The sequence below is a fragment of the Vibrio sp. 1-2 (7-a) genome, assembly GCF_013048515.1.
Taxonomy (GTDB): Bacteria; Pseudomonadota; Gammaproteobacteria; order Enterobacterales; family Vibrionaceae; genus Vibrio; species Vibrio diabolicus.
Genome location: NZ_VHSQ01000001.1, coordinates 1,120,218 through 1,139,016, shown reverse-complemented (window position 1 = coordinate 1,139,016; position 18,799 = coordinate 1,120,218). Strand labels below are relative to the sequence as shown.

Annotated in this window: 3 protein-coding genes; 1 reads left to right on the top strand and 2 read right to left on the bottom strand. The window is 45.7% G+C overall.

Annotation, left to right across the window (positions count from 1 at the left end):
* Positions 1-227: 227 nt before the first annotated feature.
* Positions 228-16,481, top strand: a complete 16,254-nt coding sequence (locus tag FKN08_RS04985; protein WP_170891453.1) for a tandem-95 repeat protein — start codon at positions 228-230, stop codon at positions 16,479-16,481.
* Between the two features lie 87 nt (positions 16,482-16,568).
* On the opposite strand, the gene FKN08_RS04980 is transcribed toward FKN08_RS04985, so the two are convergent.
* Together FKN08_RS04980 and FKN08_RS04975 are read right to left on the bottom strand one after the other, a co-directional pair.
* The gene (locus tag FKN08_RS04980; RefSeq protein WP_047010374.1) at positions 16,569-17,183 is read right to left on the bottom strand and encodes an OmpA family protein; all 615 of its coding nucleotides are present in this window, start codon (positions 17,181-17,183) and stop codon (positions 16,569-16,571) included.
* A gap of 2 nt (positions 17,184-17,185) precedes the next feature.
* On the bottom strand, positions 17,186-18,502 hold the full coding sequence (locus tag FKN08_RS04975) for a TolC family outer membrane protein (RefSeq protein WP_170891452.1): 1,317 nt from the start codon (positions 18,500-18,502) through the stop codon (positions 17,186-17,188).
* Positions 18,503-18,799 lie beyond the last annotated feature (297 nt).

The following is an 18,799-nucleotide window of genomic DNA, read 5'->3' as shown; positions in this document are numbered from 1 at the left end:
AAATTTTGAATAAGGATCCCGATTTTAAAGTTAAATTGATGTTTAACAAGAGTTGAGTGGCTTTTATTAAAACAAGACAGATATGCGCCTAGACTCCTATTGATGTATGACACATAATTACTTAATTGAGCATCAAATTGCTGTTATTGCACTATATAATCAGGCAATATATAGCAAATTAGTATTGTTAGTCAAAAACTTGACAGTTATTTAGGGTTAAGATTTATATGGATCGTACAGCGTTAGTGTCACTCGGTAATCAAGTCGTCGTAATAGGTTTAGATGGGGAGCTGAGAGTCCTAACAGAAGGACAACAGCCCCTACCTGGTGAAGTGGTAGTGGCAACGACAGATGCTGCACCTCTAAATTTGAACATTCAACTAACTGAAGAGCAAGGCTCAAAAGATATTTCTGATGATGTGGCACGAATTATTGGTGCTATTGAGCAAGGTCAAGACCCTTCTATAGTTGATGAAGAACTCGCGCCAGCTGCGGGTGAAAACAGTGGTTCAAGTTTACAAAATAGTGCCACGATTGCACGGGATGGCACTGAAGTACTGGCCTCAACAAATTTTGAAACTATTGGCTTGGAATCCCTCGGTTTATCTGAAACACAAGCGTTGACCTTAAATGACTTTTTCGCAATAAATATAGAAACCAGTGGAGATGGCTCAAATAAAGCACTTACTAATTCTCCAGTGACATTAAGCGCTATCGAAGAAGATAGCGATCCCATCACGATAACTACCGAAGAATTACTATCGAATGTCGATATTGACGATGCTGATACTCTTATCGTTACAAACGTCACTATTGAGAGTGGGAATGGCACTTTAATTGATAACAACGATGGATCTTGGACTTATATCCCAGAAGCTGATGATGATACTGAAGTGTCATTCTCCTATGACATCATTGATGACGATGGGGGTGTTATTAATGGCACTGCTAATTTAGATATTAAGCCTGTTAATGACGCGCCAATAGCGACTAACGATGCGATTCAAACTGACGAAGATTCCCAGGTTGTAATTGATGTGCTCGCTAACGACAGTGACATTGAAGGTGACGATTTATCCATTACTTCTGCTTCTGTATCAGAAAAGCAAGGTATCGTTGAGATTGTCGATGGTAAGCTTGTTTTCACTCCGGCTGAAAACTTCAATGGTAATGCAACTATTAGCTACACTATCTCAGATGGTGAGCTAGAGGATGAAGCTCAAGTCTCGGTAACAGTAAACTCAGTTAACGATGCGCCTATTGCCCTTAATGACACAACAATTACAGAGGAAGATACCTCAGTAACGATTGATGTCCTACCAAACGACACCGATATTGATGGTGATACGCTGTCTATCCAATCAGCGTCCGTACCTGAAGCACAAGGTAAGGTTGAGGTTGTTGACGGCAAGTTGGTGTTCACACCGGCTGAGAACTTCCATGGCGACGCCGAAATAACTTACACCGTGACCGATGGTGCACTGACCGACCAAGCGACGGTTAACGTCACTGTGAATGCGGTGAACGACACGCCTGTGGTTGAAAGCAACCTCGCAGACCAAGCCTTGGCAGAAGACTTTACGCCATACACCATCGATCTAAATACCGCTTTCAGCGATGTGGATAACGTAGATGGCGAGCTGAGCTTCAGTGTCTCTGGTAATAGCAACATTCAAGTGGCAATCGTCAATGGGATTGCTACGTTCACTCCAACTGCAGACTGGAACGGCTCAGAAGCGCTGACCTTTACTGCCACCGATCCAAGCGGCGAGAGCGTCAGTCAAACGGTGAACTTCACGGTAGCGCCTGTGGCAGACATCGTGGCAGACAAAGCGACGGTCGTGGAAGACACGCCAACCATCATTAACGTCTTAGGTAACGACACGTTCGAAGGCGACGACAAAGTAGTGTCGCTTGATACCAATAAAGGCCCAGCTAACGGCACGGTCTCGGTCAATTCTGACGGCAGCGTGACTTACACGCCAAACGACAACTACCACGGTGCAGACAGCTTTACCTACATCGTTACGTCCGGCGGGGTATCGGAGTCTACCACGGTGAACGTCGATGTCACGCCAGTCAACGATGCGCCAGTGGCAAAAGATGATACCGCTGTTACTGACGAAGATACGCCAGTGACGATTGATGTTCTGCCAAACGACACCGATATTGATGGCGAGAAGCTGAGTATTGAATCAGCCTCTGTACCTAAAGAGCAGGGCACGGTTGAAGTGGTGGATGGAAAACTCGTCTTCACTCCGGCAGAAAACTTCAATGGTGACGCTGAAATCACCTACATCGTCACCTCCGGTGGCGTCAGTGAATCCACCACGGTGAACGTCGATGTCACGCCAGTGAACGATGCGCCAGTGGCGAAAGATGACACGGCAACAACACAAGAAGATATCGCTGTCACGATTGATGTTCTGCCAAACGATACTGATGTGGATGGCGATAAGTTGTCGATCCAATCGGCGTCTGTTCCTGAAGCGCAAGGTAAAGTAGAGATCGTTGATGGCAAACTGGTGTTCACACCGGCAGAAAACTTCAATGGCGACGCTGAAATCACTTACACCATCACCGATGGTTCGCTGACCGACCAAGCGACGGTCAACGTCACCGTGAATGCCGTGAACGACACGCCTGTAGTTGAAAGTAGCATCGCAGACCAAACCTTGGCGGAAGATTTCACACCATACACCATCGATCTAAATACCGCTTTCAGCGATGTGGATGGCGATCTGACCTTCAGCGTCTCTGGTAATAGTAATGTAAATGTCTCAATAGAGAACGGTATTGCGACCATCAGCCCAACCGCGGACTGGAACGGCTCAGAAGAGTTGATGTTCACAGCCACCGACCCAAGCGGCGAGAGTGTTAGCCAAACGGTGAACTTCACGGTTGCACCTGTGGCGGATATTGAATCTGACCGCGCGACAGTCGTGGAAGATACGCCAACCATCATTAATGTCTTAGGTAATGACACGTTCGAAGGCGACGATAAAGTGGTGTCGCTGGATACCAATAACGGTCCAGCTAATGGCACGGTCTCGGTCAACCCTGACGGCAGCGTAACCTACACGCCAAACGACAACTTCCACGGGGCAGACAGCTTTACCTACATCGTCACGTCAGGTGGGGTATCAGAGTCCACCACGGTGAATGTCGATGTCACACCAGTGAATGATGCGCCAGTGGCAAAAGATGATACCGCTGTTACTGACGAAGACACACCAGTGATGATCGATGTCCTGCCAAACGATACTGATGTGGATGGCGATAAGTTGTCGATTCAATCTGCGTCCGTACCTGAAGCACAAGGTAAAGTCGAGATTGTTGAAGGCAAACTGGTGTTCACACCGGCAGAAAACTTCAATGGTGACGCTGAAATCACCTATATCATAACGGACGGTCAATTGACCGATGAAGCAAAGGTGACCGTTACCGTTAATCCAGTGAACGATGCGCCAACCATCAAGGTTGATGCCGTAGAAAGCATCACTGAAGACGCAGTGGGCACTGATACGGTAGTCGCAACCTTAACGGTTCGTGATACTGACACGCCAGAAGACCAATTAACCGTTTCTTTAGAAAACAACTCAAACGGTTACTTCGTCTTAGTTGGCGATAAAGTCAAGCTGACTCAAGCGGGTGTTGACGCGGTTAACAACGATGAACTTAACCTTAAAGATCTGACTATCAGCGCGTCAGTGTCGGATGGTGCTAATCCAACGGCTAACGACAGTGATAGCTTGGTTGTGAATCGTGTTAACGATGCACCGACTATCGATAACGTCATTGCAGATCAAGTGCTAGCGGAAGATTTCGATGCATACACGATCGACTTGAATGAAGTATTCAAAGATTCCGATTCCTCGCTAGAATTCTCAGTCTCTGGCAATAACAGCATCCAAATTTCTATTGTGAATGGTGTTGCTACCATCACTCCGACTGCGGATTGGAATGGCAAAGAGACAATTACGTTCACAGCTAAAGACCCAAGTGGTGAAAGCGTAAGTCAAACGGTGAACTTCACGGTTGCGCCTGTGGCGGACATCGTGGCAGACAAAGCGACGGTTGTGGAAGACACGGCGACCATCATCAAGGTCTTAGATAACGACACGTTCGAAGGCGACGATAAAGTGGTGTCGCTTGATACCAGTAAAGGCCCAGCTAACGGCGCGGTCTCGGTCAACCCTGACGGTAGCGTGACTTACACGCCAAACGACAACTACCACGGTACAGACAGCTTCACCTACATCGTCACGTCCGGTGGGGTATCGGAGTCCACCACGGTGAACGTCGATGTCACACCAGTCAATGACGCGCCAGTGGCGAAAGATGACATCGCTACGACACAAGAAGACACCGCAGTTACTATTGATGTTCTGCCAAACGACACTGATGTGGATGACGATAAGCTGAGTATTGAATCAGCCTCTGTACCTAAAGAGCAGGGTACGGTTGGAGTGGTGGATGGAAAACTCGTTTTCACTCCTGCAGAAAACTTCAATGGCGACGCTGAAATTACCTACATCGTAACGGATGGTCAATTGACCGACGAAGCGAAAGTGGTAGTTAGCGTTAACCCAGTAAACGATGCGCCAACTATCAAAGTTGATGCCGTAGAAAGCATCACTGAAGATGCAGTGAACACGGATACGGTAGTCGCAACCTTAACGGTTCGTGATACTGATACGCCAGAAGACCAATTAACCGTTTCTTTAGAGAACAACTCAAACGGCTACTTCGTGTTGGTTGGCAATGAAGTCAAGCTAACTCAAGCGGGTGTTGACGCGGTTAACAACGATGAACTCAACCTTAAAGACCTGACTATCAGCGCGTCAGTGTCGGATGGTGTTAATCCAACGGCTAGCGACAGTGATAGCTTGGTTGTGAATCGTGTTAACGATGCGCCAACAGTTGATAATGCCATTACAGATCAAGTGTTATCGGAAGATTTCGCGACCTACACGATTGATTTAAACGACGCATTTAAAGACAGCGACTCCGTGCTTAGCTTCTCAGTAGCCGGTAACAGCAACGTGTTGGTTTCGATTGAAAATGGCATCGCGACCATCTCACCAACCGCAGACTGGAACGGCTCAGAAATCCTAACGTTTACTGCTACCGATCCAAACGGCGAGAGCGTCAGTCAAACGGTGAACTTCACGGTAGCGCCTGTGGCGGACATCGTGGCAGACAAAGCGACGGTTGTGGAAGACACGGCGACCATCATCAAGGTCTTAGATAACGACACGTTTGACGGCGACGACAAAGTGGTGTCGCTTGATACCAATAACGGCCCAACCAACGGCACGGTCTCGGTCAATCCGGATGGCAGCGTGACTTACACGCCAAACGACAACTACCACGGGGCAGACAGTTTCACCTACATTGTTACGTCTGGTGGGGTATCAGAGTCCACCACGGTGAACGTCGATGTCACACCAGTGAATGATGCGCCAGTGGCAAAAGATGATACCGCTGTTACTGACGAAGACACACCAGTGACAATTGATGTCCTGCCAAACGACACCGATATTGATGGCGATAAGCTGTCTATCCAATCGGCGTCCGTACCTGAAGAGCAAGGTAAGGTTGAAATTGTTGATGGCAAGTTGGTGTTCATACCGGCTGAGAACTTCCATGGCGATGCCGAAATCACTTACACCGTTACGGATGGTTCGCTGACTGACCAAGCGACGGTCAAAGTCACGGTGAATGCGGTAAACGACACGCCTGTGATTGAAAGCAGCATCGCAGACCAAACCTTGGCAGAAGACTTCACGCCATACACGATCGATCTGAATACGGCCTTCAGCGATGTGGATAACGTTGATGGCGAGCTGAGCTTCAGCGTTTCTGGTAATAGCAATGTAAATGTCTCAATAGAGAATGGTATTGCTACCATCAGCCCAACGGCAGACTGGAACGGCTCAGAAACACTAACCTTTACCGCCACCGATCTAAGCGGCGAGAGTGTTAGTCAAACCGTGAACTTCACAGTTGCCCCTGTGGCGGACATCGTGGCAGACAGCGCGACGGTTGTGGAAGATACGCCGACCATCATCAAGGTTTTAGGTAACGACACGTTTGAAGGCACTGATAAAGTGGTGTCTTTGGGCGCCGATAAGGGGCCTGAAAATGGCACCGTCATCGTAAACAACGACGGCACGATAACCTACACACCAGATGATAACTACGTCGGCAAAGATACGTTCACTTATGTCGTGACATCAGGCGGTGTGTCTGAATCCACTACCGTTGAAGTCAATGTGACGCCGGTCAACGACGCGCCAGTGGCAAAGGATGACACGGCGATTACTGACGAAGACACACCAGTGACGATTGATGTCCTGCTAAACGACAGCGATGTGGATGGCGATAAGCTGAGTATTGAATCAGCCTCTGTACCTAAAGAGCAGGGTACGGTTGAAGTGGTGGATGGAAAACTCGTCTTCACTCCGGGAGAAAACTTCAATGGTGATGCTGAGATCACTTACACCATCACCGACGGTGTGCTGACTGATCAAGCGAAGGTGACCGTTACCGTTAACCCAGTAAACGATGCGCCAACCATCAAGGTCGATGCCGTGGAAAGCATTACTGAAGACGCAGTGAACACGGATACGGTAGTGGCGACGTTGGAAATCGCTGATTCTGATACGCCAGAAGATGAGCTTACGGTGTTGCTAGAAAACAACTCAAACGGTTACTTCGTGTTGGTTGGCAATGAAGTCAAGCTAACTCAAGCGGGTGTTGATGCGGTTAACAACGATGAACTTAACCTTAAAGACCTGACTATCAGCGCGTCAGTGTCGGATGGTGTTAATCCAACGGTTAGCGACAGTGATAGTTTGATTGTGAATCGTGTTAATGATGCACCGATTGTTGAAAATGTCATTGCAGACCAAGTGTTATCGGAAGATTTCGATGCATACACGATCGACTTGAATGAAGTATTCAAAGATTCCGATTCCTCGCTAGAATTCTCCGTCTCTGGCAATAACAGCATCCAAATTTCTATTGTGAATGGTGTTGCTACCATCACTCCGACTGCGGATTGGAATGGCAAAGAGACAATTACGTTCACAGCTAAAGACCCAAGTGGTGAAAGCGTAAGTCAAACGGTGAACTTCACAGTTGCGCCAGTGGCGGACATCGTGGCAGACAAAGCGACGGTTGTGGAAGACACGGCGACCATCATCAAGGTCTTAGGTAACGACACGTTCGAAGGCGACGACAAAGTGGTGTCGCTGGATACCAATAACGGCCCAGCCAACGGCACGGTCTCGGTCAACCCTGACGGCAGCGTGACTTACACGCCAAACGACAACTACCACGGTACAGACAGCTTCACCTACATCGTCACGTCCGGTGGGGTATCGGAGTCCACCACGGTGAACGTCGATGTCACACCAGTCAATGACGCGCCAGTGGCGAAAGATGACATCGCTACGACACAAGAAGACACCGCAGTTACTATTGATGTTCTGCCAAACGACACTGATGTGGATGACGATAAGCTGAGTATTGAATCAGCCTCTGTACCTAAAGAGCAGGGTACGGTTGAAGTGGTGGATGGAAAACTCGTTTTCACTCCTGCAGAAAACTTCAATGGCGACGCTGAAATTACCTACATCGTAACGGATGGTCAATTGACCGACGAAGCGAAAGTGGTAGTTAGCGTTAACCCAGTAAACGATGCGCCAACTATCAAAGTTGATGCCGTAGAAAGCATCACTGAAGATGCAGTGAGCACTGATACGGTAGTCGCAACCTTAACGGTTCGTGATACTGATACGCCAGAAGACCAATTAACCGTTTCTTTAGAAAACAACTCAAACGGTTACTTCGTGTTGGTTGGCGATGCTGTCAAGCTGACTCAAGCGGGTGTTGACGCAGTTAACAACGATGAACTTAACCTTAAAGATCTGACTATCAGCGCGTCAGTGTCGGATGGTGTTAATCCAACGGCTAGCGACAGTGATAGCTTGGTTGTGAATCGTGTTAACGATGCGCCAACAGTTGATAATGTCATTACAGATCAAGTGTTATCGGAAGATTTCGATGCATACACGATCGACTTGAATGAAGTATTCAAAGATTCCGATTCCTCGCTAGAATTCTCAGTCTCTGGCAATAACAACATCCAAATTTCTATTGTGAATGGTGTTGCTACCATCACTCCGACTGCGGATTGGAATGGCAAAGAGACAATTACGTTCACAGCTAAAGACCCAAGCGGTGAAAGCGTTAGCCAAACGGTGAACTTTACGGTAGCACCAGTAGCTGACATTGAGGCTGATAGTGCGGATGTAGTCGAAGACACACCAACCATCATTAACGTCTTAGGTAACGACACGTTCGAAGGCACTGATAAAGTGGTGTCTTTGGACGCCGATAATGGTCCTAAAAATGGCACCGTCATTGTGAATAACAACGGCACGGTGACCTACACACCAGATGACAACTACGTCGGCAAAGATACGTTCACTTATGTCGTGACATCAGGCGGTGTATCCGAATTCACTACCGTTGAAGTCAATGTGACGCCGGTCAACGACGCGCCAGTGGCGAAAGATGACATCGCTACGACACAAGAAGACACCGCAGTTACTATTGATGTTCTGCCAAACGACACTGATGTGGATGACGATAAGCTGAGTATTGAATCAGCCTCTGTACCTAAAGAGCAGGGTACGGTTGAAGTGGTGGATGGAAAACTCGTTTTCACTCCTGCAGAAAACTTCAATGGCGACGCTGAAATTACCTACATCGTAACGGATGGTCAATTGACCGACGAAGCGAAAGTGGTAGTTAGCGTTAACCCAGTAAACGATGCGCCAACTATCAAAGTTGATGCCGTAGAAAGCATCACTGAAGATGCAGTGAGCACTGATACGGTAGTCGCAACCTTAACGGTTCGTGATACTGATACGCCAGAAGACCAATTAACCGTTTCTTTAGAGAACAACTCAAACGGCTACTTCGTGTTGGTTGGCAATGAAGTCAAGCTAACTCAAGCGGGTGTTGACGCGGTTAACAACGATGAACTCAACCTTAAAGACCTGACTATCAGCGCGTCAGTGTCGGATGGTGTTAATCCAACGGCTAGCGACAGTGATAGCTTGGTTGTGAATCGTGTTAACGATGCGCCAACAGTTGATAATGCCATTACAGATCAAGTGTTATCGGAAGATTTCGCGACCTACACGATTGATTTAAACGACGTATTTAAAGACAGCGACTCCGTGCTTAGCTTCTCAGTGTTCGGCAACAGCAACGTGTTGGTTTCGATTGAAAATGGCATCGCGACCATCTCACCAACGGCAGACTGGAACGGCTCAGAAATCCTAACCTTTACTGCCACCGATCCAAGCGGCGAGAGTATTAGCCAAACGGTGAACTTTACGGTTGCGCCTGTGGCGGACATCGTGGCAGACAAAGCGACGGTTGTTGAAGACACGTCAACTATCATCAAGGTCTTAGGTAACGACACGTTTGATGGCGACGATAAAGTAGTGTCGCTTGATACCAATAAAGGCCCAGCTAACGGCACGGTCTCGGTCAACCCTGACGGCAGCGTAACCTACACGCCAAACGACAACTACCACGGTACAGACAGCTTCACCTATATCGTCACCTCTGGTGGTGTCAGTGAATTCACCATTGTTAAAGTTGATGTCACGCCAGTAAACGACAAACCTGACAGTGAAGACTTTACGCATGTGGCCGATGATCAGCTTACGCACGTTGTGTTTGATACCGATACGAAACCTCTGGGTAGCGGTGACTCTCAAGATCATATCGCGGATGTTGAAGACGACTTAAAAGGCAACGATCTACATGTCCGAATTACTGAACTGCCAACCTCAGGTACGTTGTTCTTTAAAGATAGTGATGGTGAGTTGCACGAAATTAAAGAAGTAAGCGATACGCTTTATGACAAAGACAGCCTTTACTATGAAGCTGATAATGTTGGCTTCTTCTTAGGTATCAAAGATCGTCCAAATACGCCTAATGGCTCGGAATCTACAACAGATTTCAATAACTGGGGATTAAGTGAAGATGGTGGTCCATCACATTCCCGTACTGAGCATTTAGCAAATGGAGCCTCTATCACCATTTCTTCTGATAGCGATGAGCTTGCGCAATACAACCGCCAGGTGTCACACATCGGCAATGGTATCGCTGACAATGATGGGCAGGGTATTGAGAAAGGTGAAACGATTACGATCGATTTGTCTAATAACCCTGTGGGCAGCGTAAACCTTGGACTAGATGGACTAGGTGGATTGTTTGATTACGGTGATGACAACGCAGCGCTTATTACGGTTACATACTTAGATTCAAATAATGTCCAACAGACTCAAACGTTCGAGTTTTTGAAGCCTGAAGGCAACTTCATGCTATTCCAAGAAACAAGCGTTGGTTATGGGAAAGATCTAGCTCTTCCTGAAGGTTCGGTCATTACTCAGTTAGATTTTTCTACGAAAAATGAAGGTAACTGGGAGTTACGTTATGTAGAAGGTGTTCCTGCCGAAGACAGCTTTGGATATGTGGCCGTCGACTCTGAAAGTGGCGTTAGCGATCCATCTACAGTCAATATCGTTAATGAAATGCTAGATGGTAATGTTGCTGAAAATGGGCCAAGTCTGTCTGTGGTCGGTGATAGCGTGATTGAGGGTGACAATGTCACGTTTTCGGTTGTTCTAGATGAAGTCACCAGTACTGCTGTTAAGTACCAAGTTGATATGCTTGCTCAAGGTTCTTCAGTTGATAAGAATGACGTAAATCTATCGAATGCAACCTACACAAATGGTGTTGTTTTCTTAGGTGGTTACTTGATTGTTCCTGCAGGTATAAGTAGCTTCGAAATATCGATTCCGACTATTGATGATTTGGTTGTGGAAAGCAGCGAAACGATCGTTCTTGAGCTCGGCGGTGAAACGGGGACGGCAACAGTTCTTGATAATGATAGTTCAGAACTTAGCGTAGTAGATGCCGGCGATGTCATTGAAGGAACTGACGCAATATTTACCGTTTTACTCTCTAACCCTGTTCAAGAGGCCGTTGTCGTCAATCTGAAGTCAACAACAAATGATAGCTATACTGCGGAAGATGTTGATCTAGGCACTATGGTAGTGACCTATGTGGATACTCATGGTCAAACTCAAACATTAGATATAGCGCCTAATGGAGACGTTACTATACCTCCAGGTGTCGCTGAAATTAAAGTCGCAGTTCCGACCAAACTAGATAATGTCCATGAAGGTGATGAGAGCTTTGGTCTGACGGTTACGGAAATCGGTAGTGTCACCAGTAATGGTATTGCAACTGGTAACGCAAATATTGTGGATTCTGATCCTGCACCTTTAGTTAGTATTAGTGCCGATCAAAACAGCGTAAATGAAGGTGAAACGGCAGGCTTTACGCTGACACTTGATAAAGTTGCAGATGAGAGCGTTACGGTTCATGTCGAATATAGTGGCGTGGCCCAAGATGGAAAAGATTTTGTTGGCGTTCTGAGTGTTGAAGTTCCTGCGGGTCAATCTTCAGCTGCTCTTGACTTACTGACGCTCACCGATGGTATTTATGAGGGCGCAGAATCTTTCACAGTAACCATTAAAGAGGTGGATGGCGCTGATGCGAGCATTGCTTCAAATAACAGCGCAAGTGTTGTGATCGTTGATGCCCAAAGTGCACCGAAAGTGACTATTAGCTCAGATCAATCCTCAGTTGATGAAGGTAGTGATGCAAAATTTATCGTCAACATTGATCAAAAAGCAGATGAAGATGTGCTGGTAACATTCACAATCGGCGGGAATGTTGATGACAAAGATTATATTGCTCCAAGTACGTACACAGTCACGATTCCAGCGGGTAAAACGTCGGCGCCGATTGATATAAAAACTCTCGATGATGGTATTTACGAAGATCTTGAAAACCTAACTGTGACTCTAATTGGTACGGTTGGTGCAGATTCGACGCTTGCAAGTGACTCGAATGAAGCAACAGTCTCTATTATAGATGCTCAGCACGCTCCAGAGTTTATTTCTGGCGGCGATAGTGCTGGTGACAAACCAAATGATGATGTTTACGACTTCGGGTCAGTTAACGAAAACACGGTGAGTGGGTCCATTATTGGTACGGTCGTTGCTGAAGATCACGATAATGACGTGCTTGTATACCGCTTTGCAGATGGCTCGACCACTAATGGTATTTTTGATATCGACCCGACAAGCGGAGAGATTTCATTGAACAAGACAATCGATGATGTTGACTTGGGCGATTATACGCTTCAGGTTGAGGTTATCGATGGAACTGGCGGGATTGATACTGCCGAGGTCAATGTTTCTCTGGTAAATGTGAATGATGCTCCTGAATCTTCGCCTTCCGCGGTTGAGATGAGTGAAGATACCCAAGTGATGCTTGATTGGTCATCATTCGGTATTAGCGATGTGGACTCTAACGTATCAGAGCTCTCCGTCCAAATCACAACGCTTCCTAGCGATGGGTCATTAGAGTATAAAGATTCGCAAGGCGATTGGCAGTCTGTCCAAATCCATCAAGTGCTTGATAAATCGCTCTTTGATGAAAACAGTGTTCGTTTTGTACCTGAATTAAATGAGTCTGGCAGTGACAGTTTCGGCGGAAATCAAGTCGGAGATCAGGAGTCTAGTTACGCTCAAATTGGCTTTAAACCAACAGATGGACAGAGTACCGGTCAAGAGTCAACACTGACAATAGACGTAAACCCTATCGCTGATAAACCGAACTTAATCGCAGTGACGCACGAGAACTCATTACCCCAACAAGAGTTTAACGTTACAACATGGAGCAATGTTCAAGTTGGTTCTAGTAATGGCATGGGGGTCAGCGGAGAGACTCTAATTGCAGCGATCAACGCTCTTGATGCAGCAGATGGTACTCAATTTAGTTGGTCAAATGTGGAAGATTTAGGGACTCATGCAACCTTGGCAAATGAGGCCGTTCTAGTCACATCTCTTGTTTATCTCGAAGCTGGTTCGAGTTACGACTTTGTTGGCCAAGCAGATGATAGCCTTGCTATCAAGTTGGGTGGTACGTTACTTGATCAAGCTCGTTGGGGTAGCGACAGTGGTGATATTAAGGGTGCTAGCTTTACCCCTTCGGTATCTGGCTTTTATCCAATTGAAATCTATCACCATAACCAAAGTGGTCCGGGTAACTTTAATGTGGATGTATCCATTAATGGACAAGCGCCTGTCAATCTGAGCAATAGTAGTCTTTACGTAGTTAGTGATGAAAGTGCACTAGAAGCAACTGATATCAGAACGTCTGAACTACAAGAAGTTAATGGTGTTGCGTTTTACGAAACATATCAGCTGAACGAAGGGTTACAAGATACAGCGATACCGCTCTCTGAAATTAAAGCAAGCTTAAATGATACAGATGGCTCTGAATCACTTAAAGTCACGCTAACTGGCTTACCTGTAGGTGCGATCCTTTCAGATGGAAACAGTTCTATTACTGTAGCAACCATTGATGAAGAACTGGACGTGACAAGTTGGGCATTAGATACACTTACAGTGACTCCACCAGCGGGCTCCCATGATGACTTCACAATCAATTTGAAGGCAACGAGTACAGAACGCGCGAATGGTGATTCAGCAGAATCTAACTTGGCGATCAATGTTGTAGTACATGAGAACTTACCGACGGAAACGGAAAGTGATATTGGGAAGACCAACGAAGATAATTCGCTACAGGGTAACGTATTGCGTAATGACTCTGATGACGACAACCTTCTGATGGTTGATCACATTACTATTAATGGCACTGACTATGCGGTAGGTGAAAATGTATCTTTGACCAGTGGCACTTTATTAGTAAACCAAGATGGTAGTTACGTATTTGAACCTACCGAGCACTGGTCAGGTGATGTTCCGTTAATTAGTTACACCACAAATACTGGCGCAACAAATACGCTTGATATCAACGTTGTCGCAGTTGCAGATGCCCCTGCGATCACGATTAATGTGGGAGAGTTAGTAAAAAGAGATGCTGTTGATCCTAATCACAACTTAGCTACTTCTGCGATAGATAAAACGCCTACAGAGAATGAACTCGTCGCTGCTGATCTTGGTTTGGATGATGTTGTGCAAAAAAATCACTCATACGCCGGAGTGATGCTAGGAGACAACAACGACAGAAGTGATACCGATAGCTTATTCGTTGGGACTGATTACAATGACACCTTCTACGGTGGCGGCGGTGATGACGTATTTATTGGCGGTGGTAATAACGACTCTTTCTATGGTGATGATGCGTCCACTATTACAGATTATGATGGCCAAGATACGGTTTACTTAACTGGAAACTTCAGTGACTACAAAATGACCTTCAAAGACGATCATGGAGGTCAAGTTCCATATTGGATTTTGCTAGATAATCGTTCTATCGATTCGGTAAACGACCACACAGGTAGTGATGATCGTGGTGATCACTTATATGAAATTGAACGAATTGTTTTTGCAGACAAAGTCGTTGAATTGAAGCCCGACGGTACCTATGAAGTGCTTCAAGAGCGTTGGATTCCCGTTGATATTAACGTTGATTTGGTTGATGTCGATGGAAGTGAAAGCTTGGCGCAAACTGTTTTTGTGGAAGGTTTGCCGGATGGTGTAGAGCTGTATATCGATGGACATGCCGTTAATCAGGACGCAAACGGTAATTACCTTGTCACTCTGGATGCTAACGGTAAGGTCTCTTTAGATATCAGAGTACCGTTTGATTATGAAGGTAGTCTAGAGTTCCCACTAAGCGTTACCGCGACGTCGGTTGAAGAAGCAAATAATGATGCCGCTTCAACAACAGAGTCTGTTGCGCTTACAGCTCGTGACTATGTTCTAGAGTCGGGTTCACATGGGAACGATCAGATAACGGGCAGTGACGATCACGATATTATTGTTGGCGATGTCCAAGGATTGGAGATTATTGCGGGTCAGGACTACAACATCGCCTTTGTTTTGGATACTTCAGGGAGCATGGGTAACTGGGTAGGAACTGCGAAGCAAGAAGTGCTAGATGTGTTTGATGAACTGTTAAGCGCTGCAAATCAGGGTGAGAAGCCTGGAACAGTGAATATTCACCTCAGTGAGTTTGCTTCAAGTGCGTCAGCAGTTATTTCCGTTGACTTGAGTTCTCCAACAGCAAGAGATGAGTTTGTAAAAGAACTGAATAGTGCTATAGGTGATGAGGGTGACGGCGGCACAAACTATGAGGCGGGTTTACAGTCAGCTGTTGAATGGTTTAGCAGTCAACCTAACCCTGATGGCCAAAATATCACGTACTTTGTTACTGATGGTCAACCAAATAGAGCAACGCATCTCTATCATTTAGCGCCGAATGAATTCTCGAAAGTGATTTTGGATGTCGATGATTCTGGCAAGCTTGTTACCCTGCAAGATATAGTTAGTAACAGTAGTTATTCATACGGACAGACGGTTACCTACAAAGGTGACGTCGTTGTAGATAGTTACGGTCAGGTATATTCACCGCTAACAGGCAGAACCCTTGGTGATATCGACAGATATAATGGTTCTATCCGTTACTACGATGAAAGTGGCAGCTCAACACAAGCTCAACATATGTATCAAGTGTTAGCAGCATTGTCTTCAGTAGAGTCGATAGGTCTTGGTAGTGGTGTTGATGAACAGACACTTAAGCAGTATGACACTGATGGTGTGGTAGAGTCAGATATCGATGTTACTAAACTTGCTGAAACGATATTGGGTCAAGATGTGCCCCTAAAACAAGGCTCAGACGCTATTCAGGGTGGAGAAGGTGACGATATCTTGCTGGGTGATTTAATTGAATTTGGCGGTAATGAGCAAGGTTTGAGTGCGATTCAATCACATGTGGCACAGCAAACGGGTCAAGATGTTTCTACCATTGATGGTGAAGACATCCATGAATACGTTAAAAATAACTTAGAAGAATTCAACCAATCTCACCAAGGTGATAAGTCGGATAACTTATCTGGTGGTGCTGGCAACGATTTACTGTTTGGTCAGGGTGGCAACGACATACTCGTTGGTGGTGAAGGTGATGATATTCTGATTGGTGGTTTGGGTAATGATATCTTAACGGGAGATGAGGGCTCTGACATCTTTAAGTGGAGTGAAGTGACCAACGAGGTTGATACGGTTACTGATTTCAACAAAGATGAGGATACTTTAGACTTCTCCGATCTGTTTGATGACTTATCAAAAGATGAAGTTGGTGAGCTTCTTACTGATCTTCAGTCCGGTGATCATACTGGTGATGTCGGAGAGTATCACGTAGAAGTGGCACCAGATGGCGGCTCGGAAGCGAACTTGAGTATTACGAAAGGTGGCTCGACATTGGACATCCATTTTGATGGTGCAAGTGTCGATGATGTGACTCAAAGTCTGATTGCAAGTTTAGAAGCGCAATACAAAGACATGTAGCATGTCTAGCCACAGGTGAAATTGAAAATCAAAAAAGGTCTAGCATTTTGCTAGACCTTTTACTTTTAAACTCAGTTCATCGCGATGTTAGCTCTTAGGAAGTGTCGTGAAAACGGTCCACTCTTTCTTCACTTCACCTTTGTGGCCAATCACCGTTGCGGTGACTCGACGGTTCAACGCATGGCTCACTTGGTCGGTGCCTTGTGTTGCAAGTACTGTGTCTCCGTAGCCGACAATGGTGACTCTATCCCCACTAATGCCATTCTTCATGAGTTCTTTTCTAACGTTCTCAGCGCGGCGCTTGGATAAGTCGAGATTGTGCTCTGCAGTACCAGTCCGACTAGCATAGCCCTGAATCTCGATAGACGTATTTGGGTACTCCTTCAAGAAGTCGGACAACTCACGAATTTGTTGTGTAAAGATAGGATTGATCACGTCGGAATCGTTCGCGAACAGAACTCGAATTTGCATTTCTTGCGAGGAGTCGACATACGAACCGCAGCCATCGTTATCTATCTCGGCACCTAAAGGAGTACCCGGACACAAATCGCGCTCATTAATGACTCCATCAGAATCATCATCTATATGATCAGCCCACTGATCGGCAATTGGCGTATCAATATAATCATATTCATCGCCTTTATCGGATGAACTGCATGCCGAAATCATCAATGAGAGTGCAATAAGAGTTATGTGTTTCATAATTAATACTCCACTTCTTCTAGCCATTCTTTAGGCATTTCGACCCTTAAAGCACTCAACAGTTGACCTGTTGCGTTCATCACTCGATATTTGGCGTACTGCTCTGCGTATTTAGAATCTAAGTAGTCTTTACGTGCCTCAAAGAGTTCGTTTTCAGTATTCAATAGATCAAGCAGCGTTCGCTTACCAATGCGATATTGTTTTTCATACGCAATAACGGTTTCAGATGCCGAGTCTACATGATCTGACAGGAACTCTTTTTGCTGTAGGGTCAAATCCAGTGCGCTCCATGAAAGCCTTAACCCTTCTTCAACATTGCGATAAGCACCTTCACGTAAGTCTTTCGCTTTGTTTAACTGATAGGCAAAGTTTTCTGAGTTTGCAGCGTCACTGCCGCCATTAAATAGGTTGTAGCGTAGACGCAGCATGGCAAGTGTCTCATCACTTCGACCTTTTAAACCATCAGCGTCGTCACGCCATGTTTGCGAAGCTTCAATGGAAATGGTTGGGTAATTAACACCTTTAGACTGTTTGTATTGAAACTTAGCAGAGTCCACGTCTGCGAGCGCGACTTGAATGACAGGGTGCAGCTCAAATGCCAAACCTACCGCTTCATCAATGGTGTATGGAATGAAATTCTGATCCGCTCTTGGAAAGATCAACCCTTGCGGGGTTTGACCCACTAAACGAGTGAACATAGTGTGAGAGTCGTACAAATTATTTTGAGCAGCTGCCAAATTACCGTGTGCTTTTGCCAAACGTGCTTCTACCTGTGTTAAGTCAGCGGTAGAGCCGATACCCGAGTTGACTCGTTTTTTAATGTCTTCGTAAATATCTTTGTGAACAGCCAGGTTGTTTTCAGACAGCTTGAGTATTTCGTAAGCTTTTACTGCATCTAGATACACTTTGGTGACTTCAAGTGCTTTATCTGATGCATCGGCTAAAAGTTGAAATCTTACTGATTCAGCGTCAGCTGCGGTACGATCGATATCATTTAAGGTTGCACTGCCATCCCATATGAGCTGAGTTAGTGTTACCGAAGCTTCCTTTCGAGTGTAATCTGTATCCCCACGTCCCACCTCGTCAGAAGGGTCTAATCCTTCATACCCAATTCCCGCATCTAGATCAATAGAGGGCAAGTAAGCACCCGAAGAGGCTTCATTTACGTATTTTCTGCTCGTAAATTCATTAAATGCACTCTTAATGTCAGGATTGTTTTTTAACGTCAATGCCACTGCTTGCTCTAAAGTTTGACCGAAAACGGGTATAGACACCATTAAACTACAGCAGCAAGCAATATTTAGTCGGTTCCATTTCACGGTATTTCTCCTAAAAATTCGTGTTGCTTTTTGCTATTTCATCTCATAACTGAGACGAAACATCATAAATAACAGTGCTTGAGTAAGGGATTTATCAACCTACTGTTAAAACAAAGCTTTTGTTTCAAAAATCCAAGATTTCGCCTTTTAAAACCTTAGCACATATGTCGAATGTTGCTTAGCAACATAGCAAGTTTAGCTCGGAGAAAAGCTTGAATTCTTAATATCATAGCGTTTCACGGCCTGTGTCACTCTGCGCTTTTTTGTAACTCTGCCCCTAGAGTTATCAAACGTCCT

What these genes read in the sequence shown, in the direction of transcription:
- FKN08_RS04980 (WP_047010374.1), bottom strand. Translation starts at nt 17,183, where the DNA reads ATGAAACACATAACTCTTATTGCACTCTCATTGATGATTTCGGCATGC.
- FKN08_RS04985 (WP_170891453.1), top strand. Translation starts at nt 228, where the DNA reads ATGGATCGTACAGCGTTAGTGTCACTCGGTAATCAAGTCGTCGTAATA.